At 64.2% G+C, this 24813-nt stretch carries 24 protein-coding genes and 1 pseudogene; 16 read left to right on the forward strand and 9 right to left on the reverse strand.

What is annotated here, in order from left to right:
* Positions 1-3 precede the first annotated feature (3 nt).
* From WS61_RS08460 to WS61_RS08480, 5 genes are all read right to left on the reverse strand, one after another.
* Complete coding sequence (locus WS61_RS08460; RefSeq protein WP_059500060.1) at positions 4-1416, reverse strand: HD domain-containing phosphohydrolase; 1413 nt, start codon at positions 1414-1416, stop codon at positions 4-6.
* A gap of 121 nt (positions 1417-1537) precedes the next feature.
* Entirely contained in the window at positions 1538-1987 is a 450-nt protein-coding gene (locus tag WS61_RS08465; RefSeq protein WP_059500076.1) for a GNAT family N-acetyltransferase, read from the reverse strand.
* A 396-nt stretch (positions 1988-2383) separates the two neighbouring features.
* Positions 2384-2788, reverse strand: coding sequence for a hypothetical protein (locus WS61_RS08470; protein ID WP_059500061.1), 405 nt, complete (start codon positions 2786-2788; stop codon positions 2384-2386).
* 169 nt (positions 2789-2957) lie between these two features.
* Positions 2958-4196 carry a dicarboxylate/amino acid:cation symporter gene (locus WS61_RS08475; protein ID WP_082741947.1) on the reverse strand — a complete coding sequence of 413 codons (1239 nt, stop codon included), beginning with the start codon at positions 4194-4196 and terminating at the stop codon, positions 2958-2960.
* Entirely contained in the window at positions 4180-4842 is a 663-nt protein-coding gene (locus tag WS61_RS08480; RefSeq protein WP_059500063.1) for a GntR family transcriptional regulator, read from the reverse strand. Before WS61_RS08480 ends, WS61_RS08475 begins: the two co-directional genes overlap by 17 nt.
* A 147-nt stretch (positions 4843-4989) precedes the next feature.
* Here WS61_RS08480 and WS61_RS08485 point away from each other — a divergent pair, with 147 nt between their 5' ends.
* From WS61_RS08485 to WS61_RS08490, 3 genes are all read left to right on the forward strand, one after another.
* A complete protein-coding gene (locus tag WS61_RS08485) occupies positions 4990-5454 on the forward strand; it encodes a GNAT family N-acetyltransferase (protein ID WP_059500064.1) in 465 nt (154 codons plus the stop codon).
* Positions 5455-6073: 619 nt separating this feature from the next.
* Positions 6074-6364, forward strand: coding sequence for a hypothetical protein (locus WS61_RS34810; RefSeq protein ID WP_157692715.1), 291 nt, complete (start codon positions 6074-6076; stop codon positions 6362-6364).
* Positions 6365-6458: 94 nt separating this feature from the next.
* A complete protein-coding gene (locus WS61_RS08490; protein WP_059500077.1) occupies positions 6459-7625 on the forward strand; it encodes a porin in 1167 nt (388 codons plus the stop codon).
* A gap of 140 nt (positions 7626-7765) precedes the next feature.
* On the opposite strand, the gene gcvA is transcribed toward WS61_RS08490, so the two are convergent.
* Entirely contained in the window at positions 7766-8722 is a 957-nt protein-coding gene (gcvA, locus tag WS61_RS08495; RefSeq protein WP_034208994.1) for a transcriptional regulator GcvA, read from the reverse strand.
* 139 nt (positions 8723-8861) lie between these two features.
* On the opposite strand from gcvA, the gene WS61_RS08500 reads away from it, so the two are divergent.
* Positions 8862-10073 carry an MFS transporter gene (locus tag WS61_RS08500; protein ID WP_059500079.1) on the forward strand — a complete coding sequence of 404 codons (1212 nt, stop codon included), beginning with the start codon at positions 8862-8864 and terminating at the stop codon, positions 10071-10073.
* Between the two features lie 5 nt (positions 10074-10078).
* A complete protein-coding gene (locus WS61_RS08505; protein ID WP_059500078.1) occupies positions 10079-10975 on the forward strand; it encodes an oxidoreductase in 897 nt (298 codons plus the stop codon).
* 40 nt (positions 10976-11015) lie between these two features.
* Here the strand turns inward: WS61_RS08505 and WS61_RS32905 are convergent.
* The 3 genes and pseudogenes from WS61_RS32905 to WS61_RS08515 all read right to left on the reverse strand — a co-directional run.
* A pseudogene (locus WS61_RS32905) lies at positions 11016-11090 on the reverse strand (chromate resistance protein ChrB domain-containing protein); the annotation flags it as partial.
* A gap of 14 nt (positions 11091-11104) precedes the next feature.
* Positions 11105-12277: a chromate transporter gene (locus WS61_RS08510; RefSeq protein ID WP_059500080.1), complete on the reverse strand. Its 1173-nt coding sequence runs from the start codon at positions 12275-12277 to the stop codon at positions 11105-11107.
* Positions 12278-12297: 20 nt separating this feature from the next.
* A complete protein-coding gene (locus WS61_RS08515; protein WP_059500081.1) occupies positions 12298-13260 on the reverse strand; it encodes a chromate resistance protein ChrB domain-containing protein in 963 nt (320 codons plus the stop codon).
* 466 nt (positions 13261-13726) lie between these two features.
* On the opposite strand from WS61_RS08515, the gene WS61_RS08520 reads away from it, so the two are divergent.
* The 11 genes from WS61_RS08520 to WS61_RS08565 all read left to right on the forward strand — a co-directional run.
* Positions 13727-14011 carry a hypothetical protein gene (locus WS61_RS08520; protein ID WP_059500065.1) on the forward strand — a complete coding sequence of 95 codons (285 nt, stop codon included), beginning with the start codon at positions 13727-13729 and terminating at the stop codon, positions 14009-14011.
* A 276-nt stretch (positions 14012-14287) separates the two neighbouring features.
* Positions 14288-14491, forward strand: a complete 204-nt coding sequence (locus tag WS61_RS08525) for a cold-shock protein (RefSeq protein ID WP_027786486.1) — start codon at positions 14288-14290, stop codon at positions 14489-14491.
* A gap of 217 nt (positions 14492-14708) precedes the next feature.
* Positions 14709-14864 (forward strand): hypothetical protein, encoded by a 156-nt coding sequence (locus WS61_RS35175; protein ID WP_179949666.1) that lies wholly within the window; start codon positions 14709-14711, stop codon positions 14862-14864.
* 399 nt (positions 14865-15263) lie between these two features.
* Positions 15264-15548, forward strand: a complete 285-nt coding sequence (locus tag WS61_RS08530) for a hypothetical protein (RefSeq protein WP_059500082.1) — start codon at positions 15264-15266, stop codon at positions 15546-15548.
* A gap of 47 nt (positions 15549-15595) precedes the next feature.
* On the forward strand, positions 15596-15805 hold the full coding sequence (locus tag WS61_RS08535; protein WP_059500066.1) for a hypothetical protein: 210 nt from the start codon (positions 15596-15598) through the stop codon (positions 15803-15805).
* A 33-nt stretch (positions 15806-15838) separates the two neighbouring features.
* The gene (gene rpsU / locus WS61_RS08540; RefSeq protein ID WP_059500067.1) at positions 15839-16051 is read left to right on the forward strand and encodes a 30S ribosomal protein S21; all 213 of its coding nucleotides are present in this window, start codon (positions 15839-15841) and stop codon (positions 16049-16051) included.
* An 11-nt stretch (positions 16052-16062) separates the two neighbouring features.
* Positions 16063-16269: a hypothetical protein gene (locus WS61_RS08545; protein WP_059500068.1), complete on the forward strand. Its 207-nt coding sequence runs from the start codon at positions 16063-16065 to the stop codon at positions 16267-16269.
* Positions 16270-16633: 364 nt separating this feature from the next.
* Positions 16634-17368: an ABC transporter substrate-binding protein gene (locus WS61_RS08550; RefSeq protein WP_059500069.1), complete on the forward strand. Its 735-nt coding sequence runs from the start codon at positions 16634-16636 to the stop codon at positions 17366-17368.
* A gap of 892 nt (positions 17369-18260) precedes the next feature.
* The gene (locus WS61_RS08555; protein WP_059500070.1) at positions 18261-19043 is read left to right on the forward strand and encodes a response regulator transcription factor; all 783 of its coding nucleotides are present in this window, start codon (positions 18261-18263) and stop codon (positions 19041-19043) included.
* Between the two features lie 41 nt (positions 19044-19084).
* Positions 19085-21445 carry a CHASE2 domain-containing protein gene (locus tag WS61_RS08560; RefSeq protein WP_095211639.1) on the forward strand — a complete coding sequence of 787 codons (2361 nt, stop codon included), beginning with the start codon at positions 19085-19087 and terminating at the stop codon, positions 21443-21445.
* Positions 21446-22018: 573 nt separating this feature from the next.
* Positions 22019-24813 (forward strand): ESPR-type extended signal peptide-containing protein (locus tag WS61_RS08565; protein WP_095211641.1); only part of this gene is annotated, 2795 nt, incomplete at its 3' end.

Genomic DNA, 24813 nt, shown 5'->3' on the forward strand with positions numbered 1-24813 from the left:
GCGTCAGGCCGGCGGCGCGCCGGCGCCGGGGGCGTGCGCCTGCCCGGCCGGACGGGCCAGCACGAGAATGTCGAACGGCGTGCCCTCGCGCATCTCGAAGCGGCGCACGAGCTCGATCTGGTGCGCGGACATCACGCTGCCTTTCGTCATCAACAGCACGCCGCGATGCGTGCGCAGATCGTCGGCGAGCTGCATCCCCTCGCGCAATTGAGCCGACCGGATTTCCGCGACGGACGCCGCGATGCCGAGACTCGCCGGATCCCGCATCAACTCGATGAAGCGCGCAACCAGTTGCGGGTCGTAACGCACGTTCGCCTGCGAGCGCAACACGTCGATCGCCTGTTCGATCGAATGCGGCGCACCGATTTCGCCGTTGCGCAGCCCTTCGAAATCGCGCGCGATCGCGACGATCCGCGACCCGATCGGGATCGCGTCGCCGACCAGGCCGTCCGGTGTGCCACGGCCGTTGAAGCGCTCGTACTGGTGCAACACGATCGACGCGACCTTGTGCAACTGGGCGACCGGCGTGAGCACCATCTGCGCACGCAACGGATGCTCCTGAAACATGCGGTGCTCGTCCGTCGTCATCCGCGTGAGCGGCTTGTGCAGCAATTCATCCGGCAGCGACAGCTTGCCGATGCCGTGCAACAGCCCCGCGAAATAGACGTCCTGCGCGTGCAGTTCGCTCATCCCGGCCGCCAGCGCGAGCCGTCGCGCGATCTCGCCGACCCGCATCGCATGCCCGCTCGCGGCCCCGCAGCGCAGCTCGATCATGCTCGCGCACACCTGGACCATCGCCGTGAAACTGCTTCTCAGGTCGCTTTGCGCCGCCTCGAGAAACATCACCGTCTGGCCAAGCTCTTCGGTGCGCGCGCGCACCTGCGTTTCGAGGTCCGTATTGAAACGGCGCAGCGCTTCGTTCTGCGCCTCCGTCAGCGCCGCCAACCGGGCCGCTTCGCGACGCAGACGGCGCTGCTCCAGCGCCTGCTCGATGGTCAACAGCAGGTCGTGATCGTCCCACGGCTTGTTCAGGTAGCGATACACGCCGCCTTCGTTGACGGCCTGCATGACCGACGCGATCTCCGCATAGCCGGTCAGCAAAATGCGCATCGTGTCCGGGTACAGCCCCCGCGCGCGCGCCAGGAATTCCGCGCCACTCATGTGCGGCATCCGCATGTCTGACACGATCAGGTCGATTTCGGTCGACGCCAGGATCGCGAGCGCGGCCTCGCCGCTGTCGGCGGTCACGATGTCGTAGCCGGTGGGCCGGAACACGCGCCTGAGCGCCGACAGCACGTTCGGTTCGTCGTCGACCAGCAGGATCGACGGTACGCGGGCCGCCTCGCCCGATGCCGCTGCGCTGTCGGACGTTTCGGACGGCACGGCATTCACGTCGTTTGTTGCAGATGTCGTCATAGTCGGCCTCGGATCAATTATTTACGCCCTCTCTGCAACATCGGCCGGCTCCGCATTTTCCACATGGGTGGAAACGCTAATGTGCGTGTGTCGATTTCAACCGGAATGCATCGCGCGAATGCTATGTCGTCGACGCGCCGGGTTCGCGCCGGTAGTAGATGTCCCACTCCGCTTCGCCGGTTCGCACGAAGCCGTGCCGTTCGTAGAAGCGGTTCGAGTCGCTGCCGCGCAATGCGCCGACGCGAACGGGCATCCGGTGTTCGTCGGCTTCGGCAAGGATCTCGCGCAGCACGGCGGCGCCGATGCCCCTCCCCTGGTGCGCGGGCACGATGTACAGGTGGTCGAGCAGCCAGTGATCCGTCATCGGGCGAAGCGTATAGAAGCCCGCACCCGAATGGTCGATCTCGATGAAACGGCAGAGCGCCGGATCGAACGACACGAGAAACCGGTCGCGCGCACGCTGCGGATCGAAACGGCCGATGCGTTCGAGGCTGTCGCGCATCGCGGCAATGCGGATCGCGACGAGGGTTTCGGCGTCGGCGTGCGTGACGGGGGCGAAGGTCGGGGTCATGGCAATCAGGCTGGCGGGATGCATGGGAAGGCGAGCACTCGGCTTGGCGGTGCGGCGCCACCCGGGCATCGAGGATGATGCGATCTCCTCCGGGTGGCTTGATGCGTTGCGCTCGCGTGCCGACTCGCGGCGGCTTCGCTCGAAGGAGACCTCAGCACCGCGCGCCTCTCCTGATCGGAGGGCGCGAGGCAAGCGAACCGATTCAACCGGCTCAATGAATAAAAAGCGCTGGCCGATGAACTGGCCAGCAAATCGGTCCTGGCGATCCGAGGTTGAGTGTGCCAGGACCACATGCATCAGACGATGTACGCGTGCAGACAGACGGGCATGTCGAACGTTCGGTCACGCCGATCGGGACGTTCCGGCTCGAGCCCGCGCCCAAACTGTGATCGCAGTTCAGGCCGGGCTAACCGAAGCGATCATGTCTGCACCGACGTCCGTCAACCTGAACGCATCGACGGGCTTCGGCACTTCCCATGTGGCGATCATCGCGTCGGTCGGCAGATAGTCGGGATCGGCCGACGCGACTCCGGCCCACACGCCCTGAGACATCCGTCTGCCATGGAGATAAAAGTGCAGCTCCCTGCCAGCGCGCTCGCACGTACACTTGATTCTCTCCACCGATCGGCCCAATCCTCGAATCCGTGCGACCTGGCTGCGATCCAGCTCGAACGTGGCGCTCATCACCCCGTCGCAATCGACAATGCCGATCATGTTGCTGTCATCGGTGAATATCCACGACGGATGCGGCGTGCCTAAACGCAGCATGAAAAAATCTGCGGATTCCGAACCAACCATCATGTTTCTCCTGCAATGATACGTTGCTCTACCAACTACCACTTGATCGATACGCTCGTCCATCCAACCCGGTCTCCGCGCCGCGCCCGGATGCCCGAGTGGCCGCACGCCGGCTCCTCGCACTGGGCACGCGCAACGCCGAAACGCGCGGCGGCCGGCGGTTTCGAAGCGCCTACACACTTGCCTGACCAGTCACGGTCTCTGCGGCCATGCTGTCCGAACCGGAAAGCCTCACCGCAACAGCCGCTGCCGCCGTGCTTCCGTAGACGTTCAGGGCGGTTCTTCCCATATCGAAAAAGGCGTCGACGCCCAACAGCAGCAGCACCGCATCGGCCGGCAAGCCGATCGACGTGAGAACGATGGTGATGGCCACGATCGCCCCGGAGGGCACATTGGCCGCTCCATCGATGGTGACGATCGTCAGGATCAAAATCGTGATCACCAGCGGCCAGGACCAGGCAAGGTGATAGGCGTCGGCCAGGTAGCCGACCGCGAGGGCCGTATAGAGCACCGCGCCGTCGCGATTGAAAATATAGGCCAGAGGCAGAATCGTGGACGCCACGCCGTAAGGCACGCCCAGTTCAACCAGCTTCTTCAGGTGCAGCGGATAGGTAATTTCGGACGAACGCGTCGTGAAACCAAGGATCAGCGGTTCCCTCACCTTCCTGAGCACGGCAAGCGGCGACTGACCGGCGACGCGAATGACGATGGTGAGTACCACCGCCAGAACCGCCATGCCGAGATAGGCCACGCCCAGAAGCTCGATGAGCGAATGCGCGCCCGCAAAGCCCTTGGCCGACAACAACTGCGCGATCGCGGCGAAGATCGCGAGCGGCGACCATGCGATCACCCACTGGATCATCTTGAACAGGCCCGACAGCAGCGCCTCGAAAACGGCGATCGCAGGCTCGGCACGCTCCGGGGCGGCCGACAATGCCGCGCCGAAAATGACGCCGAACACGAGCACCGGGAGAGAATTCCCTGCGGAAAGCGCGGCGACGATGTTGGCGGGGATCAAATCGACGAGAAATTTCGTCCAGTCGATGCTGGACGCGAGCGCCGCGGGCATCGATCCGGAGTGCGTCATGCTCGCCCCGAGACCTGGTCGAAACACGAAGTTGAGCAACAGCCCGAACGATGCAGCCAAGCCCGTCATGCAGACGAAGAAGCCGATGCTGAACAGTGCGACCTTGCCAAGCCGCTCGCGAAGCCTGCCCGCGCGAAAGACCCCGACCGTGACCGACAGGAAGATCAACGGCATGACGACCATCTTGATCGCGTGGCCGAACATCGTGCTCAGAAAACCCAGCTTCGCGGCAAAGCCCGGCGCAAACACGCCGCAGGCGACGCCCAGGACGAGACCGCCAAGCATTTGCATCGGAAGAGAAAGCCCTTTATTTTTCGTGTTCATGCCGCGCCTTTAGCAGTTTTATCCGTGCCGGCGTACCGTCAACGATGTGATTCCACATATGCTGACGCGCAAGCTCGCCGTCGTTCGCTTCGATTGCGTGAAAGATGTGCAGGTGCTCGATCGTGCCGCGCCGAACGGTTTCAGCGTCGCCGCGCGGGAGTTCGTTCAGGGCCAAGGTCTGGGCCCGCAATAGACCATACGCCGATGAGATTCGCACGTTCCGTGCGGCAGCAAACAACTCTTGATGAAACACCCAACCGATACGCTGCTCGAGCATGATGTCCGAAACATCCCGGTCGACCAGTTTCCGCATTTTTTCCGCCGCGTCGCGAAGGCCCGCCGTGACTCCCGATCTCGCTGCTAGAAACGCTGCGGTACTCTCCAGGGCCAACCGCATTTCAAAAATTTCGCGCAGATCGCTGGTAGTCGGCGACGCGACATAAGTGCCGCTCTTTTCGATCACGACGACCAGCCCTTCGGACTCGAGCAAATGCAATGCGCTGCGCACCGGCATTTGGCCGAAACCCAGTTCGTCCGACAGGCCTCGGTGGGATACTTTCTGCCCAGGCGCAAGACGGCCGTCGAAGATCCTCGATCGAATCTCGTCGTAGGCCAGTTCTGCATCTGTCGAGACTTTCGACGTCATCTGTGATCGCAGTTAGCGTATGATTCAAAAAGAAACTGATAGGAAATTACCCTTACTGGGCGTGCCCGGCAACTGCTAATTTTGCGAGTGGGTGTGCCGAAAGAGAATTGGAAGAAAATCTGCGTCACGAAGAGAGCCGATAATTATATGACTTCACAAGAAGTGCGCTTTACCATCTGTGCCGTCCGTGCGGAAGAAACCTATCCCCTCAGGGCCGCAGTCTTGATGGCCGGGGATGAAGAGGGAAGCGCTCTAGACGGGGACCATGCTCCAACGACCATGCATTTTGCCGTTCGTGACAACGACAATATCGTTGCCGTGGCATCGGTGTGTAAGGAAGGACAATCCGGCGTTTCGAACGCTGACGCGTGGCGCCTTCGCGGCATGGCCGTCCATCCGTCGGTACGCGGCCTGGGATTCGGACGCCTGCTGGTCAATTTATCCATTCGCCATGTTCGCGAACAGCGCGGCACCCTGCTCTGGTGTACGGCGCGCGAATCGGCATACCCATTCTACGAAATGCTCGGCTTTGAACGCGATCCGATACCGATTTCAATGCATGGCCGCGACGACATGAAATTCTATCTAATGCAACGCGAAATCACGGGCTGATTTCATCTGCGATCGAAGTTCGATCGCCGCCACCGGGGCACGATACTGGGCGTTGGGCTACCGGCCCGGAAATACCGATTCGCCCAGCGCTCTCATTAGCCCGTTCGCCCGCGCGAAAATCGAGATCGCGTGCGACGACGGCTGTCGCAACGCCCGCCTCCTTCAGCGCACCGCCGAACGGTAGCGCCATCCGCTCGTCTCGCGCGTTTCCGGCCAATGCGGACGGGTACTCGATAATCGCCTTTTCCGTTTCGATTATTGCAATCCGGGAGAAAATGGAACGATGACCAAGGACGAACCTTGGCGACCCATTTTCGGCGGCGACTCTCCGCTGGTCTAACGATCGAATTTGACTGGTGTTGCGCAGTCGTCACCACGAACTGCCGACCGGTACTTTCCTTTCCGAGATCGTTGCTCTCAGTGGCGAGCTCTTGCAGCCCGCTATCGCCCCTCGCTCGCATTCGCTTGCGGTCGCCGACATCATCAGCGTGACGGCGCGCAACTCGATAACACTTCGCTCTCGTGCCGACCCTTATAAGGGAAACTCCGTAAGGCGCCAGGTCATCAAACGAGATTAACTTATATCAAACAAATTTTGACGGGAATTTATGTTCCTGATATGGTTTTTCCACTTGCAAAGTGTGACCACGTCTTATTGACGCTCGGCGAAACGATTGGCGCACGTCGCCAGTGGCTGAACCGGACGCTTGGTCAGTCCGCAAGGATCGCCGATATTCCCAGCTCGTCTTTTGTCGCAGGTGGAGCAGCCTCTGGTTTCGCCGCCGCCGACCTCGTTCGCAAGTATGACGCGAGCATGGGGTTCGACGGTCGAGCAGCGCGGCGCTTCCCCACGCAAATTTGTAAGGATCACGAAATGATCGAACTCGATATGCCGCTTTGGCGAACATGACGCCGGCTTTCACGACCGAGACGACGTGCAAGCCGTGAATACGACAAAAGCCGTTTCAATCCATCCCGAAACCACACCTGACCGTGAAATGCAGATGAAAAACAAGAAAATCAACATCAGCGTCATCGCCGTTGCCGCCTTCGCAGCATCTTCGGCAGCCATGGCCCAATCGTCGATCACGTTGTATGGCATGCTCGATGCCGGTATCGGCTATACGTCGAACATCAACGGCCACAGCCGGTTCGGCCTCGACGGCGGCGCCGCGGGTTCGAACAAGTGGGGCCTCAGGGGGCAAGAGGATCTTGGGGGCGGCCTCCAGGCGGTATTCAAGATCGAGAATGGTTTCAACATCGCGACAGGCGGCATAGGTGGCCAAGGGCCCATCGGTTCCACGCGTTCGCTGTTCAACCGCCAGGCCTACGTGGGTCTCGCATCCGATCAGTATGGCGCGCTGCGCATGGGGCGCCAGCTCGATGCCGTGACGGAAATGGTCCAGGTCCTGACGGGCGACGCCATTTCGGCGTCGACGTTCTCGACGCCGGGCGACGTCGACAACAACGACAACACGACGAACCAGAACAATGCGGTGAAGTACATCTCGCCGATCATCCACGGCTTCCAGGCTGAAGGTGCGTACTCGTTCGGCGGCGTTGCCGGTGCGATGGGCTCGGGTCAATCGTGGTCGGCGGCCGCAACCTACGCTCAAGGCGGCCTGACGGTTGCCGGCGGCTACTTTCACGCGGCCAACCAGGGCGAGAACGGATGGTTGAACGCAACCGCTCAACCGAGTTTCGGTGGCGCGCTCGGCTATCCGAGTTCGGGCTACAACGGCGGCAATGCGTTCAAGAGTGCGGGCATCGCGCAAATCGCCGCCCAATACCAGGTGGGGCCGTACACGGCGGGCTTGCGCTACTCGAACGCTCAGTACCAGGGCAACGACGGCCAGCCGTCGATCCACTTCAACGTGCTGGGTGCGCTCCTGCAGTACCGGGTCACGCCGGCGCTGTCCCTGGCGACGGGTTACACGTATGTATACGGTTCCGCGGCCACACCCACGCAAGCGGCCGAAGGCCGCACGATGGCCTCGATCAACCAGGTGTCGCTGGGTGCGACGTACTCGCTGTCGAAGAGTACCGCGCTGTACGCGATGGGCGCCTACGTCCATGCCAAGGGCGCACAGGCTTCGGCTGCGGACTTTGGCAACACCTCGTCGGGCGGCAACCAGGTTCAGGTCAACATCGGCATGTTCCACGGCTTCTGATCGCCGATGCGCCAGTCCGGAGTAGTGGCCGCACTACTCCGGCGAAGCACGCTTCCGTTGGTAAAACCGATGCCCGGTTTTCAATCTCATCATCAGGAATCCAAACAAACCATTGGACTGCGTTTGCTCGCGGCGCAGCATCACCGCCCGCTCTGATCCGCGAGCCTGGCCCCCTCCTGATTCGCCATGCCTTCCATCCATGCGTCGAACGCGGACACGGCCGCATCGTCGGCGCGATCGGCGTTCGTCACCAGCATGTAGTCGTCGGCGCGCCATACAGGCGATGGGATGGGACACACGAGGCGCCCCTCGGCAAGATCGCGCGCGATCAGCGGCAGCGACGCCAGCGCCACGCCGAGCCCCTCGACGGCCGCGCCAAGCTGAAGATTCACGTGATCGAATTCGACATGGCGCGCGGCTCGCAGATCGGAAGCGCCCGCTTCCTTCAACCAGTGCGACCAGGCGGAGCGCGTCGTGGCCGAATGCAGCAGCGTGTGATGGCGCAGGTCGGTCGCGCTCTGTATCGGATGCTGGCGCAGCAATGCGGGATTGCAGGCCGGTACGCGCAAGTCGGGCATCAATGGGCGCGACACGACGCCCGCGCCTTGCTCCGGCCCGGAGCGGACACCGATATCGAAAGCATCCGCGACATAGCGCAGCTTGCGCGATGTCGTCGACACCCTGACGTCGATGTCGGGATACCGCGAATGGAAATCGGCGAGCCGCGGCAACAGCCAGCAAAGCGCAAAGCTCATCGGCACGTTCACCCGCACGACACCCGATATCCGGTGCGCGAACGGGTTGTGGCGCAGCCGCACGACCGCGGTACCGAGGCGCTCGAACGCGTGGCTGACGTCGTTCAGCAACGCGGCCCCTTCGTCGGTCAGCACGACGCCACGCGGGCGCCGATCGAACAACGGCAGGCCGAACCAGTCCTCCAGCAACCTGATCTGTTTTCCGACGGCCCAATGGGTAACGTGCAGCTCCGCCGCGGCACCCGCGAAGCTGCCGTGCCGCGCAACCGCGTCGAAAGCGCGCAGCGCATTGAGCGGGGGCAACTCGTCCCGGTGCTTCGCGGCGCCTCGGTTTTCGTTCATGACGTGACTTTTTCTCTCTGTCGACGGGATTTTAGCTCAATTGAAACGGCTGGCATCCCGGTCATAAAATTTGCACGTCGAACCTGAAAACCAGACCACGAGCAGGCTTCCATCCACCGCTCGTCCGGAGAGAATGACGATGCGCTTGCCGGTTTTTTCCCCTCCCGTCGTGCGGGAGACGTCACCATCGCGGCCGCGCGTGCTGTGGCTGTCCTGCATTGCCCATGCAATGCACGACGGCTATACGGACATGATCTACGCGTTGCTACCCGTGTGGCAGTCGGAATTCGGGCTCGACTTTGCAGCCCTGGCTATCTTGCGCGGCGTCTATGCCGGCACGATGGCGACGCTGCAGTTGTCCGCCGGACGTCTCGCACAACGCCTGGGCAGCCGCGCGACGCTCGCAGTCGGTACGCTGCTCGCCGCGCTCGGCTATGCGATCGCGGGCCTGTCGGGTGGCCTGCTCGGCCTGGGCGTCGCGCTGGCGATTTCGGGCGGCGGCTCCAGCACCCAGCATCCGATCGCATCGGGCGCCGTCTCCCGTATCTACGGGCGCGACGCGAGAGGCCCACTGAGCATCTACAACTTTTCCGGCGATCTGGGGAAATCGGCACTGCCGGCCGTCATTTCGCTGCTCGTCACGATGATGTCGTGGCGTCACGCGCTCTGGATCGTCGCCGGACTCGGCTGCGTCGTGGCCGCCGTCATCGCGCTCTGGTTTCCCGCCGTGCCGCGCGGCGCTGCAACGGCGCCGGCAAAAGAGCCTGCATCCGCTCGACGCGGCGGCACGGGGAGAAGCGGATTCGCCGCGCTGTTTTCCATCGGCGTGCTCGATACGGCCGTGCGCATGGGACTGCTTACCTTTCTGCCTTTCCTGCTCCAGGCAAAAGGCGTCTCGCCTCACCTGCTGGGAACAGCCCTTGCACTCGTTTTCATCGGGGGTGCGGCCGGCAAATTCATGTGCGGCTGGCTCGGTGCGCGCATGGGAATGGTGAGGACGGTGCTGCTCACGGAGGGCGGTACGGCCGTGTGCATCGTCGCGACGATGTATCTTCCGTTGACGCTCACCATGGTGCTGCTGCCGATCCTGGGCATGATGCTCAACGGCACTTCGTCAGTGCTGTACGGAACCGTCCCGGAAATGTCTGCGCCCGAGCGCACCGAGCGCGCATTCGCGATTTTCTATACTGGGACGATCGCGTCGGGCGCGATATCTCCGGTTCTCTACGGTTTCCTGGGCGACAGGATCGGTGTGCACGGCGCCACGTATGCGACCGCGTTGACCGCGCTGGCGATTTTTCCGCTCGCCCTCGCACTGCGCCCGCATCTGACAAATCACTCGACAGGATGAACACCATGACGAAGTCTGACTACCCGAGCGTCGCCCTCGTCGGTCCGGGCGCAATCGGAACGACCGTCGCCGCGGCCCTTCATGAAGCCGGCCGCACGCCGGTGATCTGCGGCCGCTCTGCGCACGCGCAACTGAAGTTGCGCTTCGATGGCGGCGAGATCGTCGTGCCCGGGCCCGTGCTGACCGATCCGCAAGCGGTCGAGAAAAGGGTCAACGTCGTGTTCGTCGCGGTCAAGTCGACTCAGGTAGCAAGCGCGGCACCCTGGCTCGCCGCGCTATGCGATGCGAATACCGTCGTCTGCGTACTGCAGAACGGCGTCGAGCAAAAGGCCGCGTTCGCACCGCATGCGGCCGGCGCCGAGGTCGTGCCATCGGTCGTCTGGTTTCCGGCGCAGCGCGAACCGGATGCATCGGTGTGGCTGCGGGGCAAGCCTCGGCTCACCCTGCCCGATACGCCGGCGAGCAACGTGGTGGTGTCGGCTTTGCGCGGCACGCGATGCTCGCCCGAGGTCGCGGCGGATTTCATCTCGCTCGCGTGGCGAAAGCTTTTGCAGAACGCAGTGGCGGGGCTCATGGTGCTGACCGGCCGCCGCGCCGGCATGTTCTCGCGAAGCGACATCACCGACCTGTCGCTCGCCTACTTGCGGGAATGTCTCGAGGTCGCGCGTGCGGAGGGCGCGAAGCTGGGTGACGACGTGCCGCAGGAGATCGTCGACGGCTTCCATGGCTTTCCGCCCGATTTGGGTACGTCGATTCTTGCCGACCGGCAGGACAACCGCCCGCTCGAATGGGACTGCCGAAATGGCGTCGTGCAGCGATGCGGCCGAGCTCATGGAATTCCGACGTCGATCAGCGATCTGGTCGTGCCGCTTCTCGCGGCCGCCAGCGACGGGCCGGGCTGAGCGAATAGCGAGGAATGCTCTATCCGGCCGACCAGCGTGAGTCGATAAAGCGGGCAATGAGCCAGGGACAAGCAACCCTGTCGATTTTCGGACGTTGTCGCGTGATCCATTGCATGGCGGCCTCCACGATCAGTGATGCAACAGCGGGTACACGATCAGGCCCATCACGGCGGCCGCGCCGACGATCACCGGCTCCGACAGCTTCTTGAACCTGACCAGCAGCACGATCGTCGCGAGCGCCATCAAGGCGGTGGGCACATCGACGATCGAACGTCGGGCCAGCACGATCACCGACCCCGTGATCGCGCCGACGGCCGCGGCGGTTACGCCGTCGACGAAGGCCAGAATCGCCGGCAGCCGGCCGTACTTCTTGAAGTACGGGGCCGGCAACACCGTGAACAGATAGCACGGCAGGAACGTGCCGGCTGCCGCCACGCACGCGCCGGGCAACCCCGCCACCAGATAACCGATGAAGCCGACCGTGATGACGACGGGGCCCGGCGTGATCATCGCGACCGCCACGGCGTCGACGAACTGCTTCTCGTCGAGCCAATGGTGCTCGGTGACCACGCCGCCATAGAGGAACGGCACGATCGCGAGCCCCGAGCCGAACACGAAGGCGCCGGCCTTCGCAAAGAAGGCGGCGAGTTGCGCGAGCTGCGGCCAAGCGCCGATACCGAGCCACGCACCGGTGGCGGAAACGGGCAACGCCATGGCCGCATTGACGCGCCGCTGGCGTAGCCACCTCGGCGGCGAGCGCGCGAACCAGACGAGCAGGCCCGCCGCGAGAAACAGCCACGCCGCTTCCGATTCGGTGATCACCGTCACGGCAACCAGTACGAGATAGATCGCCCACAGCAGCTTGTCGCGACCGATGCTCTTCGCGGTCAGTTTGCGCGCGCTGATCGCGATGATGCCGATCACCGCCGCGCCGACGCCGTAGAACACCGACTGCATCCACGTCAGCCCGCCAAATCGCGTATATGCGTAGCCCAGCAGCACCACCATCAGAAACGACGGCAGCACGAACGCGATCCCGACCATCGTGGCGCCCACGATACGGTAGTGCACGTAGCCGAGATAGATCGCCAGTTGCGCGGCAAGCGGGCCCGGGGCGAGCTGCGCGAGCGCCAGGCCTTCCTTGTAGTCCGCGTCCGCGATCCATTGTCGCGTGTCGACGAGATCCCGATGCATGTAGCCGGCGAGCGCAACCGGCCCGCCGAAGCCCGTCGCGCCGAGCCACGCGAAGTACAGGATCAGTTGCCACAGCGTATAGGCCGGGCGGTCTCGATGTGTATTCATGTTGCGGGCGAGCAGCAAGGTCAAGGGTTTCGATTGCCACGGAAATGTACGTACAACGAATCGAGTACGGCACCGATCTCGATCAGCAACGCATCGTCGTCGGCAAGGCGCTTGCGGGCACCCGCGAGGATGGCCTCGAATCCACCGGCCTCCGGCACGGCGGCGCCCCCTACATCCAGCGCATGCACCATGGCCCCCAATTGGACGAGTCCGTCGTCGTCGCCGAGCCCGAAGCTCGCGACCAGCACCTCGAACGACACGCGATCGCCCACATGCGTGAACGGGGCGCCGTCGAAATCGAATCCGAGCGCATCGGCCGGACAATCGGCGAGGTTTTCCAGCCACACGAAGCGCGCATGCGGATCGATGAAACGCCGAATCAGCCACGCGCTGGCGACGCGATCCACCCACAGGTGACGACGCGTCGCCCACAACCGGCCCTGATACTGCGCAGGGTCGCGACGCGGGATGCCGCGTTGAGCGGCATGCGGCTCGCCGGGAGAGCGCAACGCTTCGACCGCGGCAGTGAAATCCCGCCATTGCGCATGCGCGCGCAGCGAGGTTTCGCCGGGAAAGAAATCGATGCTTCGAATGGCCTCGTACGTGCGAGCGTGGCGGCGTTGCAGGCGATTGAGATCGGCTACCGCCAGATCGGGCAGCGTCCTGCGGGCCTCCGACAGCTCGGCGAGCCAGTCTGCGTAATCTTCCGCGCGATCGAACAGCGACTTGTACGCGCTTTCGTCCGCCGGATCGTCCGCGCGGACATCCAGCAACCACGCGTGCCCGCCGCTGTGACGCGCGTCGTCGGCCAGGTCACGCAACTGCACCGCCTGCTCGGCCTGCGCCGGCAACAGGTATGCCCCATCCCGGAGCGCGCCGCAGCCGAGCGCCTTGACGGTCCGCCAGATACGCATGCGGGCAGTCGCGCCGGTGGTCGGCAGACTGACGATCAACAGGAGCCAGGAAGTCGGGACGGGATTCATGAGGGGCAGCATAATTGCCCGTCACGAACACTGCAATTCAGTAGATGTCGCTACAAAGTTCCGGCAGCACGCAGTTCCATTCGACGCGTGAAGCGGGAAAGCAAAAATAACGACCGTCAACGACGCCCGCGCCATCCGGATCGACATATCGACGAAATGGACGGAACATCCGGTATCACGTGAACGCCGAAGCCGCGCGCGCGACATCGGACAGTGCGCATCGCGCCTTCATCGAGTGCGCGCCAACTGACGGCCGATCGCCGCGTCGCCGGCCCGCAACCCCTACCGAAACCGAATGGGTGATCGACGTCGCGGGACGACGTTACGATATCCTGCGAATCGAGCGGTTCAACGCATACACTGTAAGCACGCCACGGCGAACTCCCGCCGATTCATCGCACGCTTTCCCCGACACCGTTCCGAACGCAACCGGACGGCAAACGCAGCTCGCACACGGCACCGTCCAATGACAATCGATCCCGGCTCCATTCCTTACTATCTCGTCCTTCGGGCCGGCTGGCCGCCCTATGTGTTGAATTCGGATCGCCAGGTGCTCCGCCGTCAGGCGAGCCCGCTATTGCTGGCATTCGCGCGCACGCGCGGAGCGATCGCACATGTCGACGGCAGCGCATGGAACGTCTTCTCCGACAACGAGGGGCTCACGATAGTCGAACGTCGCGAGACCGGGTTCTTTTCGTTGGTCGCGGGAAACGAAACCGAACGTCAGCTGCATTTGCTGACGACGCTCTGACGCCGTCGCCGTGACCGCGCATCGCGCGGCGCGACGTGCATGCCGGCAAGCGCTCGGCGCCGACGAAGAAGCGTCACGCATTCCGCCCCCCGGGGCCGAAAGCGCTTGACACATCTCCGGACGACGCGTACTGTCGGCCGCGTAAGTATTCAAGAAGCGCGATTGCTGCTCATCATCGACCGCAGCCTGCGGTATTCGTTGTCCTCTCCCTCCTTGATTCTTTTTTCCTCGTCCATTCGGGGCATATTCGCTCGTTCATTTTTCAGGATATCTAACATGGATACCGGTACCGTCAAGTGGTTCAACGACAGCAAAGGCTTCGGCTTCATCACGCCCGACAAGGGCGGCGACGATCTGTTCGCCCACTTCTCCGAGATTCGCAGCGACGGCTTCAAGACCCTCGCGGAAGGTCAGAAAGTCAGCTTCGAAACGAAGAACGGCCCCAAAGGCCTGCAGGCATCGAACATCACCCCGCTGTAATCGCCGAACCGTCTCGGCCCCGTTCACCGAGCGGCACATCGCTGCCGCTTCGCATGCCATGCCTTCCGTCGCAGGCAATGCGACTCGACGCAGGCCAGGCGCGGCCGTCCGCTTCGCATCCGGGCATCGATCGCCGCGCGCACGTTCAATCGCGCGAGCGCGATCGGCGCGCGTCGTGCTCACCGAACCGCGCAAGCGGCGCAGCAGGAGAACCCGCATGACCCGAAACCAGCCTCGCGGCAACAAGGTGCCTCCGCGTGCCAAGCAAGCCATGACTCTGCCGAAGCTGGGCACCGCCTTGAACTGGGTGCCGCCCCAACCGCCCGCCGTCGCGAAATCGCGCACGAAGAAACGCCCGCTTGCTGCGCAATAGTGCACGCGAAACCGCGCGACGCACTCGATGAAGTACTTCCCGACAGCCGACTCCGCGCGACACCGGAAAACGGCGTGACGGCCGCTGCGTACGGATCGGAATGCACGCGCCGGCAGCGTGTCCGCAGTCCGGCCACCCACCCGTCGCACCATGTGCCGGTGCGTGCTTGCATCAACCGGAATAAATTGGACGTTCGACAAACGATGCGCGTATGATGGGTGCATCCGAGCGATCAATCGTCCTTTGACCGTTCGCCCCTCCACCCGCCCGCTTGCTGCATCGCCCCTCCTTCGCGCTGCAACGTTGTTCCCTTCACCCACTGGCCCGCCCCGCAACGGGAATACTGGCCGGATGTGTTCGCCCATGCGACTCGTCATGGCCGAACGCCAGGAGTTTCTCATGAGCATGCACGTCTACCGTGGATTCGAGATTTATCCGCTGATCTACCCTCATGTGCCGGCGCTGAATGGCTGCCCGCATAACTACGATGCCGGGTTCGACGCGGCAGTCAAGATTTGCCTTCGCGGCACCACCGATACGCTGACGCAGAGCCAGACTTTCAGACTGGGCGACGCATCCCCATTCGACAACGCCGGCGACGCCCGTCGCGCGTCGGTGCGCTTCGCCGAGAACATCATCGACGACAATCGCGACAAGCAGGGGTTCTTTGCCAGCCCGCGCTGAAGCGGCTCGTCGGTACAGCACCATTTTTCCGCATTTTGGAGAGCGAAATGATCATCGACGAACTGCTCGGCATGATCGGACGACATGAAGTTACCCGGCTCGACACCGTCATCCCCGCCGGAATCGCCGATTCAGCGATGTGCCACCAACCGGAGCTGCACATGTTCATGGCGGTACGTGCGTTATCGATCGGCGCAGGATATTCGGAATTCGAATCCGACGAGATAGCAAGCGCCGTCATGACACGGCTCGGCTAGCTTTCCGTTCAAACCTTTTCCGACAGGATCGACATGACGACAATTACGCTGAAGCTCGACGAACCGATCGATGTCGCGCTGCGACGATTCCGGCGCGGTGTCGAGAAAACCGGGCTGATCCGCGAGTTGCGCAGCCGCACCGGCTACGAGAAGCCCACGACGGAGCGCAAGCGGAAAAAGGCCAGCGCCGTTTCCCGGCAGCGCTCGAGGGCGAAGCGCATGTTGCCGCCCCGAAAAATGTACTAGGGGAGAACGTCGTGCACAACATGCCGGCCGAGGCGCCTCCGTTCTTCCCCCTGACGAAATGCGAAGTCGATTTCGATCATCGGAGCGACATGGTGACGCTGCTGCCGAGCTTCTATGCATTCGGGTGCGAGTACACCAGCCGCGGATTGCTGATCGGGCGCAGCGATGCGCTCAAACTGATTGCCGCGATCGAGAAGGCGCTCAGCGTTCAGGGGTGAACCGACACCGGCGCAACCGCACGTATCGACGATCACAAGACGGACCATGCGCGGCCGGACCAGGTACGTAGATTTGCGCTACTTCCTCGTTGTCATGCAACTCGTCACCCGCAGGCAGACGCGCGAGTGGCTTTCACCGTTCCAGCTCGTCGAATCGCTGCAAGCGTGGCGGGTCATCCATCGCGCGAAATGCGAGTGACGCGACCGCGTCTGGCTAGGCCACGCTTCGCTTCAGATTGCGCTATCGCCCCGCTCGGCCGATTGCGCCGCATTCGCGGAACCGCTCCGGGTGATAAGCTCGGCATCGACGCGCTGTCGCGCAGCCCGTCCCCCTATCGACCCTACGCCTCCCGCGAGTCCGCTCATGTCCATCGCTCCCGCTGTCGTCTCCGCCTTCACTCCCACCGGCAAGCTCCGCGCATCGATCAACCTCGGCAATCCGATCCTCGCGAACCGCGACCCGGCAACGGGCGAACCGTTCGGCGTCTCGATCGACCTCGCCCGTGCATTCGCCGAGCGCCTGTCGGCCGACCTGGAACTCGTGGTATTCGACGCCGCCGGCAAATCGGTGCAGGCGCTGACCGAAGAGCGCGCCGATTTCGGCTTCTTCGCGGTCGATCCGCTGCGCGGCGAAACCGTCGCGTTCACCGCGCCGTATGTGCTGATCGAAGGCTTCTATCTCGTGCCGGACGCGTCGCCGATCCGCACCAACGCGGACGTCGACCAGCCGCACAACCGCGTGGCCGTCGGCAAGGGCAGCGCGTACGACCTGTTCCTCACCCGCGAACTGAAAGCCGCGCAGATCGTGCGCGCCCCGACGTCGCAGGCCGTCGTGTCGATGTTCGTCGAGGAGCAACTGGAAGTGGCGGCCGGCGTGAAGCAGCAGCTCGAGGCCGACGCAGCGAAAACGCCCGGCCTGCGCCTGCTCGACGAGCGCTTCATGGTGATCCGGCAGGCGATGGGCGTGCCGAAGAGTCGCGGCGACGCGGCCGCCGCCGAGCTGAGCGCATTCGTCGAGGAAATGAAGGCGTCGGGCTTCGTCGCCGATTCGCTGCGCCGGCACGGCATCACGGGCGCATCGGTCGCGCCGGCCGCCTGATCGGAAACTGCGGGCTCCGCGGCATGCGCCCCCGACCCAACGACAACGCGGGCGTACACCATCGCCCGATACGCGAACAGCGTCGAGTCACGCACCCGGCGAATCGTCGTCTCGTTGACCGGCCGGCAGCGTTCGTCGACCAGGCCGTCATACCGACTAATTGATCGACGCGGCGCGCCGTCGCGCGTCGACGATTGGCCCGAACAAGCGGATCGGTCCGCTTCCATCGATCACAAGCCTGCGATCGTCGAGCGCCTTGCCGCAGCGACGATCAAACGTCTGTCGTCGCATGACAAACCCTTACCCTTGTGCGAAAATCCGCCGACATTTGAGGCCGCTCATTGTCACAACGGCAGCGGACCCTATCGCCGAATCGGAAAAATTTGCTCGCCACATTGCCGGTGAGCGCATCCGGATTCGCTACGTGAAACGCGCCGCGCCCCGCGGCCGACCCAAGCACAATCGAAACACTTGCAGCCTGACGAGGGCATGGCAACCATGAGCACCCCGATGCCGAGAGCCCGGCAGAACGCCCTTAAACATGCGCGACGATTGCCTCAATTCGTTCCTCCGCGCGCGCCCTGCTCCGGCATGGTTCGACATCGGATCCCGAACGCGAAGGCTCGCCGCAAATGGCCGTGACTGCATAACGCGGTTGCCGCACGCGCTTGCTGCAGCAGTGCGTGCATCGGGTGCCGCGGTTCGATGTTTTCTCCCGCGAGGGCGCAGCACACATGACGCCCCCGCTCCTCCGCAGTGCCGGAGCGTTGTGCCTGTCGGCCTGGCGGCGACACGCGCCGTCCGCGCATCGCCCGTGCGCCGCGCCGCGCTGAAGACGAAGTGAAGACGTGTGCGGTATCGCTCACGTGCTGATGACAAGGATGAAGCCCCGATGCGTGTGCTGATAGTCGAAGATGATCCCGTTCATGCGAAAGCCGCGGCGCGCGTCGTGGCCCCGCTCGGACACGAAGTGGTTGAAGTGCACGACGGCGAGTCGGCGCAACGACTGTTGCGCGCGCAGCCGTTCGACCTCGTGATCCTGGACTGGCTGCTGCCGACAATGAGCGGCTTCGAAGTGCTGTACTGGATTCGCCGCACGCTCGGCACGTCGCCCGCCGTGCTATTCGTGACGAGCAAGACGCTCGAAGACGACATCGTGCTGGCAATGGATGCCGGCGCCGACGACTACGTCACGAAGCCGTTTCGCGTCGCCGAACTCGCGAGCCGGGTGAACGCGCTGTTGAAACGCTCGGCGCGCGATATCGACGGCTTCGGCCTCATCGGCGCGGGCGACTACGTGCTGAACCCGCGCGAACGCACGATCCTGCTGCGCGGCGTGCCGATCAAGCTGACGCCGAAGGAATTCGACCTCGCCGAACTCTTTTTCACCAACATCGGCAAGCTGCTGTCGCGCAAGCTCGTCTGCATGAGCACGTGGGGACGCGAGCTCGATCCGGATTCGCGCACGCTCGATACCCATATCTACCGGATACGGCAAAAGCTCGAACTCGGTCCCGAGAACGGGTTGCGCCTGAGTTCCGTCTACACACACGGTTATCGCCTCGAAGCCGTGCCGTCGGCCCGCGATCACGCCGGCGCGTCGCCGCACCGCGCTCCGCTCGCGCAGCCGGCGTCGCCGCCTCCGCTGACGCCCGCCGGGTTCGAGTGCGAGTGAGGCCGCCGTCAACGCACACGCTTTACGATGAATCACCCGTGATGCTTGCCGACGATGCGCGTATGCCAGGCGGTTTCATGCGCGAATGTATCGTGACGGGTGCATTCGTGCTGCTGCTGTGCGCGACGCTGACGACGTCCGGCGCGCTGCGTCGCGCCGACCTGTTCTTCTTCGACGTCGTGCAGCCGCTGCTGCAGCGGCCGTCGCCGCATAAGATCGTGCTGATCGCGATCGACGGTGCGAGCGCGAAGGCGCTCGGCGGATGGCCGGTCAAGCGTGCCGATTACGCGACGTTGATCGACCGGCTGACCGCGGCGGGTGCGGCCGCCATCGGGCTCGACGTCGCGTTCACGCATCCGGGCAGAATCCTGCCTGCCGGCGACGCGTGGCTGGCGAGCGCGATCAAGCGCAATGGCCGCGTGGTGCTGCCGGCCGTGGTGGCCGACGACGATGGGGACGGCTTGCCGAACGTGGTGCCGCCGCTCGAGCCGATCGCGCGCGGCGCATTCGCGATCGCGCAGGTCAACGCCGCGCCGAACGCGGATGGCGTGTCACGCAGCTTCTATCTGCGCGAAGGGCCCCCGACCATCGACTACGAGCACATGAGCGCGTCCCTGCTCCGCGCGAGCGGCGTGCCGTTCGAGGAGTGCGACGAACCGCCGGCACGTCGCGACATTCACTGGACCAGCGCATGCCGCCGCTACGTGCCGCTCGGTTCCGCCCCGTCGTATTACACGGTCCCCTTCGTCGACGCCCTCGAAGGCCGCGTCGATCCCGGCTTGCTCAAGGACGCGATCGTGCTCGTCGGCCCGACCTCGGGCACCGCGGACACGCACTTCGTCACGCCGGGCCGGGAGCCGCCGCCGCGCGCCGGCGTCGAGTTCGTCGCGCAAGCCACTTACGCACTCGCGAGCGGCTCGCTTGTGCGCACCGCATCGTGGGCCAACCAGGTGCTGTTCAGCCTGTCGGTGTTGCCGTGGCTTTGCGCGGCATTATTCGCGCTCGGCCCGCGCGCCGCGCTGCTCGCTTGCGTGGCCATCGCACTGGCCACATGCGCCGCGTCGCTGGTCGTTCTGAAGACCGCGCATCTGTTCTGCTTTCCCGCCACCGCGGTCGCCGCGTGCTTGCTTGCGTACGCGCTCAGCGCATGGCGGCGGCAGGAAACGTTGCTGCGCTATCTGACCCGCGAAGCGGAACGCACGATCGCCGACCCGTGTCTGCCGGGCGACGCGCCCGCTCCCACGGACGCGATCGATCCGTTCCGCCGGCGGGTGATCGTGATGACCGCGATGATCGCGCGCCTGCGGCGCTCCGCACACCTCATTTCCGAATGGATGAACAGCCTGCCCGAAGCCACGCTCGTCGCGTCCGGTTCAGGCGCGGTGCTGCTCGCGAACCGCCGGGCGCTCAGGTTGTACGAGACGGAAGCAGCGCGGCACGGTTCACCGCCGCCAGCCACCGGCCGCCACGCGGCGCGCGTGCTGCGCGAGATGACCGCCTCGGACGACGCGGCGCACTACGTCGAGCGCGCGCTGCAAACGCTGGCCGAACGCAACGGCATCACGCCGTCGAACGAACCTGCCGCACCGATGGACGGCATCGAGATCGTCGACGCGAAGCAACGCTCGCTGCTGGTGAAATGCGCGGTCGTGCCCGCGCGCGAAGCAGGCGACGCGATGCTGATCTTTCACGTGGCGGACGTCACGCCGATGCGCGCCGCCGAACGTCAGCGCGATACCGCGTTGCGCTTTCTGTCGCACGACATGCGTTCGCCGCAGGCCGCGATCCTCGCGCTGATCGAGCAACGTCTCGAAGCGCCGGCTTCGTTGCCCGAAGCACGGTTCATCGATCTCGTCGGCCACTACGCGCGCACGACGCTCACGCTCGCCGACCAGTTCCTGTTGCTCGCTCGCGCGCAGGCGCGCTCGGCGAAAGCGACGAAAGTCGATCTCGCGCCGCTGCTCGCCGACGCGACCGACGATATGTGGGCACATGCGAGCGCGAAGCGGATCAAGATCCGGTTGATCGCGGAACCGGGGATGCTCGTGATCGCCGATGCGCTGCTGCTGCGCCGCGCATTCGCGAATCTGATCGACAACGCGATCCGGTTCAGCCCGGAGGGCTCGACCGTGACCGTCGCGGCCGGCGAAAGCGACGAACGCTGGCACGTGACGGTCGCCGATACGGGCGTCGGCATCCCGGAACATCAATTGCCGAACCTGTTCACCGAGTTTTTTCGCGTCGACGCGAGCGGCGCGACGGCCGGGCATGGCCTCGGGCTCGCGTTCGTCAAGCAGGTGGTCGACGCGCTGGGCGGAGAAATTCGTGTCGATAGCGCGGTCGGACGCGGGTCCGTCTTCACGCTGCTGCTCCGTCGAAACACCGCCCGCCGCGACGGTTGAAAATCGAGCCCACGGCACCGCGCACGACGCATTCCGTAATTTTTTTCATTTCCCATTGACCTGGAAGCGCCCCGCGCATGGTTACCGCGCCGTGCGGTGACATCGCCATTTCGTCAATTTAAAAATTTTACGGTCTTTCGGGCATATCACCGTTTATCCGCACCGGCCCGAATTGCATTGTTTTTGTTGTTAAAAACCATCGCAAACGATCGGAATCAGCTCATCCCCCCAGTCGACCGACACGCCGGAAATCCACGCAATACGATCGCTCGCGGCCGCTCGTTTTCTTTGTTCACATTTAGTTCACAATTATTCAGATTTTCTCGCTCTCTTGCCCGAATACCTTTCCCTTATTCTACGGATCAGCGGATTCTTGCCCGTTTCGATTAATCGAATTGCCCTTGAAAAGGCATAGAAAATTCGATTTGTTTAATCGCGCTCTTTCACCGTTCCAGGGTAATCGATTGATCGAAATCTCCTTTTCACAAGACCGCGCTTCCCGATAAATACAGTTTTCACACGGCTCGACAGACATTCCACGCATCCGGCATTCCTGGCTGGCCCGGTACGTGGATGGCGCGCGCCGCTTACCGGCAGAAATCCATGAATAGAACTTACCGCACTGTGTGGAATGCGGCACGCGGCGCAATCGTCGCGGTATCCGAACTCGATCGGGCCCACGGCAAGGGCAAAGCCGGTGCCGGAGCCCGAGCCGTCGCGCGCGGCACCGGCGCGGCGGCCGCGCTCAAGTCCGTGACGCTTGCCGTGCTCGGCAGCATGGCGATGTGGTCGGGCGGTGCGGCCGCGCAGGTCGCGATTTCCGGCACGAATTGCCCGGGCTCGGCGACCGCGACGACGAACAACGGCATTGCGATCGGCTGCGGCACGAACGCCGCGCTCGCGAGCGGTGAGATCGCGATCGGCGGGAACGTCACGGCGAGCGGCGTCAACAGCACGGCAGTCGGCATCTTTTCGCAGGCGTCCGCCCAGGCTGCATCGGCGTTCGGTACGTCGGCGAACGCGAGCGGCAGCAATTCCGCTGCGCTCGGGCCGGGCGCGAAGTCGTCGGGCGCATCGAGCGCCGCGGTCGGCCCCTTCGCGAACGCGTCCAATGCAGCCGCATTCGCGGGCGGCAACGCCGCGGCCGCCTCCGGCTCGGCCTCGGTGGCCATCGGATCGGCATCTGCGGCATCCGGCGACAATTCGATCTCGGTCGGCCAGAGCGCAGTGGCGGACAGTCTGAACGCAGCCGCGGTCGGCAACGCCGCGCAGGCCACTGCTACGGGCGCCGTCGCGTTCGGCAGCACCTCGACGGCTTCGAGCGCCAACGCAATCGCGGTCGGTTACCAGTCGACTGCCACCGGCACGAATTCGATGGGGATGATGACGAACGCCGTCGCCAGCGGCACGCAATCGATTGCGGTCGGCACCAACAGCAAGTCGTCCGGTACGTCGTCCATTGCGCTCGGCCCGACCGCGCAGGCCACGAATGCAGCCGCGACCGCTGTCGGCAATGCCGCGAAGGCAACCGGCAACACGTCGCTCGCGATCGGCGGCCAGGCGCTCGCGAGCGGCGATGGCACCGTGGCGGCCGGCGCGGGCGCAGGCGCGGGCTCGACGACCGCCAATACCGGTTCGATCGCAGTCGGTCTCGCCACGGGCACGCTCGTGAGCGGCGCGCAGAACACCGCGATCGGCGGCGGCATCGCGAGCGCGATGCGCGGTGCGGGTTCGGGCGTCACCGGCACGCGCAACGTCGCGCTGGGCAGCGGCGACGGAACCGTCACGTATGACGGCACGCTCGCGGCTTCCGCCGGCAGCCTCGTGTCGGGCAACGACAACGTCGCGATCGGCACCAATGCGGGCATCGGCGTCACCGCGAGCGGAACCACGTCGGTCGGTCTGAATGCGAACGCATCGGGTACGAACGCGATCGCGATGGGCGTAGGCGCTCAGGCGAGCGGCGTAAACAGCCTGAGCATCGGCACGGGCAACGTCGTCAGCGGCGCGAACTCCGCCGCGATCGGCGATCCGAGCACCGTCACCGGCTCGGGTTCGTATTCGCTCGGCAACAACAACACGATCAACGCGAACAACGCGTTCGTCGTCGGCAGCGGCGTGTCCGTGCCGGCCGCCCTCGACGGCGCGGTCGTGCTCGGCAACGCGTCGACGGTGTCGGCCGCCGTGCAGACGCCCAGCGCCGTCATCGGCGGAACCACGTACAACTTTGCCGGCGGCACGCCGGCGGGCGGCGACGTGGTGAGCGTCGGCTCGGCCGCCGCGCCGCGGCAGATCCAGAACGTCGCCGCCGGCCAAATCAGCGCGACCTCCACCGATGCGATCAACGGTAGCCAGCTCAATGCGTCGAATCTGGCGATCGACTCGCTGTCGACGTCGACGGCGTCCAGCATCACGTCGTTGTCCACGTCGACTTCGACCGGCATCGGCTCGTTGTCCACGGGCCTGAGTTCGGCCAACAGCTCGATCGGGTCGTTGTCGACGTCGACGTCAACCGGCATCGGGTCGTTGTCCACCGGCATCGGTTCGTTGTCGACCGGCTTGAGTTCGACGACCAGTTCGATCACGTCGCTGTCCACATCGACGTCTACGGGCATCGGTTCGCTGTCCACCGGCTTGAGCTCGACCAACAGCTCGATCACGTCGCTGTCCACGTCGACGTCTACCGGCATCGGTTCGCTGTCCACCGGCCTGAGCTCGACTAACAGCTCGATCACGTCGCTGTCCACGTCGACGTCTACGGGCATCGGTTCGCTGTCCACCGGTCTCAGTTCGACGACCAGTTCGATCACGTCGCTGTCCACGTCGACGTCCACGGGCATCGGTTCGCTGTCCACCGGCCTGAGCTCGACCAACAGCACGGTCACCTCGCTGTCCACGTCGACCTCGACGATCGTCGGCTCGCTGTCCACCGGCCTGAGTTCGACCAACAGCAACCTCACGTCGCTGTCCACGTCGACGTCAACGGTCGTCGGCTCGCTGTCCACCGGCTTGAGCTCGACCAACAGCTCGATTACGTCGCTGTCGACAGCGACGTCGACCAGCATCGGTTCGTTGTCGACCGGCTTGAGTACGACCAACAGCTCGATCACGTCGCTGTCTACCGGACTGTCGAGCACGGACAGCAACCTGACCTCGCTGTCGACCGCCACGTCGACCGGCATGAGCTCGCTGTCGACGGGCCTGAGCTCGATCGCGAACAACAACACGAACCTCGGCAACAGCACGGCCGGCGCGATCGGCGGCGGCGCTACCTACGATCCGACCACCGGCGCGATCTCGGCGCCGTCGTACGTGACGTACAACAGCGACGGTTCGACCACGATCAACAACAACGTCGGCTCGGCGAT

The sequence above is a fragment of the Burkholderia sp. ABCPW 11 genome (assembly GCF_001523445.1).
GTDB lineage: Bacteria > Pseudomonadota > Gammaproteobacteria > Burkholderiales > Burkholderiaceae > Burkholderia.

Excerpts from the sequence above, each read along its gene's own strand:
- WS61_RS08480 (WP_059500063.1), bottom strand. The coding sequence starts at position 4,842 with ATGACGTCGAAAGTCTCGACAGATGCAGAACTGGCCTACGACGAGATT.
- WS61_RS08460 (WP_059500060.1), bottom strand. The coding sequence starts at position 1,416 with ATGACGACATCTGCAACAAACGACGTGAATGCCGTGCCGTCCGAAACG.
- WS61_RS08470 (WP_059500061.1), bottom strand. The coding sequence starts at position 2,788 with ATGATGGTTGGTTCGGAATCCGCAGATTTTTTCATGCTGCGTTTAGGC.
- WS61_RS08505 (WP_059500078.1), top strand. The coding sequence starts at position 10,079 with ATGACGAAGTCTGACTACCCGAGCGTCGCCCTCGTCGGTCCGGGCGCA.
- WS61_RS08490 (WP_059500077.1), top strand. The coding sequence starts at position 6,459 with ATGAAAAACAAGAAAATCAACATCAGCGTCATCGCCGTTGCCGCCTTC.
- WS61_RS35175 (WP_179949666.1), top strand. The coding sequence starts at position 14,709 with ATGACCCGAAACCAGCCTCGCGGCAACAAGGTGCCTCCGCGTGCCAAG.
- WS61_RS08535 (WP_059500066.1), top strand. The coding sequence starts at position 15,596 with ATGATCATCGACGAACTGCTCGGCATGATCGGACGACATGAAGTTACC.
- WS61_RS08555 (WP_059500070.1), top strand. The coding sequence starts at position 18,261 with ATGCGTGTGCTGATAGTCGAAGATGATCCCGTTCATGCGAAAGCCGCG.
- gcvA (WP_034208994.1), bottom strand. The coding sequence starts at position 8,722 with ATGAACGAAAACCGAGGCGCCGCGAAGCACCGGGACGAGTTGCCCCCG.
- WS61_RS08475 (WP_082741947.1), bottom strand. The coding sequence starts at position 4,196 with ATGAACACGAAAAATAAAGGGCTTTCTCTTCCGATGCAAATGCTTGGC.
- WS61_RS08560 (WP_095211639.1), top strand. The coding sequence starts at position 19,085 with ATGCTTGCCGACGATGCGCGTATGCCAGGCGGTTTCATGCGCGAATGT.
- WS61_RS08500 (WP_059500079.1), top strand. The coding sequence starts at position 8,862 with ATGCGCTTGCCGGTTTTTTCCCCTCCCGTCGTGCGGGAGACGTCACCA.
- WS61_RS08515 (WP_059500081.1), bottom strand. The coding sequence starts at position 13,260 with ATGAATCCCGTCCCGACTTCCTGGCTCCTGTTGATCGTCAGTCTGCCG.
- WS61_RS08520 (WP_059500065.1), top strand. The coding sequence starts at position 13,727 with ATGACAATCGATCCCGGCTCCATTCCTTACTATCTCGTCCTTCGGGCC.
- WS61_RS08465 (WP_059500076.1), bottom strand. The coding sequence starts at position 1,987 with ATGACCCCGACCTTCGCCCCCGTCACGCACGCCGACGCCGAAACCCTC.
- WS61_RS08530 (WP_059500082.1), top strand. The coding sequence starts at position 15,264 with ATGAGCATGCACGTCTACCGTGGATTCGAGATTTATCCGCTGATCTAC.
- WS61_RS08525 (WP_027786486.1), top strand. The coding sequence starts at position 14,288 with ATGGATACCGGTACCGTCAAGTGGTTCAACGACAGCAAAGGCTTCGGC.
- WS61_RS08485 (WP_059500064.1), top strand. The coding sequence starts at position 4,990 with ATGACTTCACAAGAAGTGCGCTTTACCATCTGTGCCGTCCGTGCGGAA.
- WS61_RS08550 (WP_059500069.1), top strand. The coding sequence starts at position 16,634 with ATGTCCATCGCTCCCGCTGTCGTCTCCGCCTTCACTCCCACCGGCAAG.
- WS61_RS34810 (WP_157692715.1), top strand. The coding sequence starts at position 6,074 with ATGGTTTTTCCACTTGCAAAGTGTGACCACGTCTTATTGACGCTCGGC.
- rpsU (WP_059500067.1), top strand. The coding sequence starts at position 15,839 with ATGACGACAATTACGCTGAAGCTCGACGAACCGATCGATGTCGCGCTG.
- WS61_RS08510 (WP_059500080.1), bottom strand. The coding sequence starts at position 12,277 with ATGAATACACATCGAGACCGCCCGGCCTATACGCTGTGGCAACTGATC.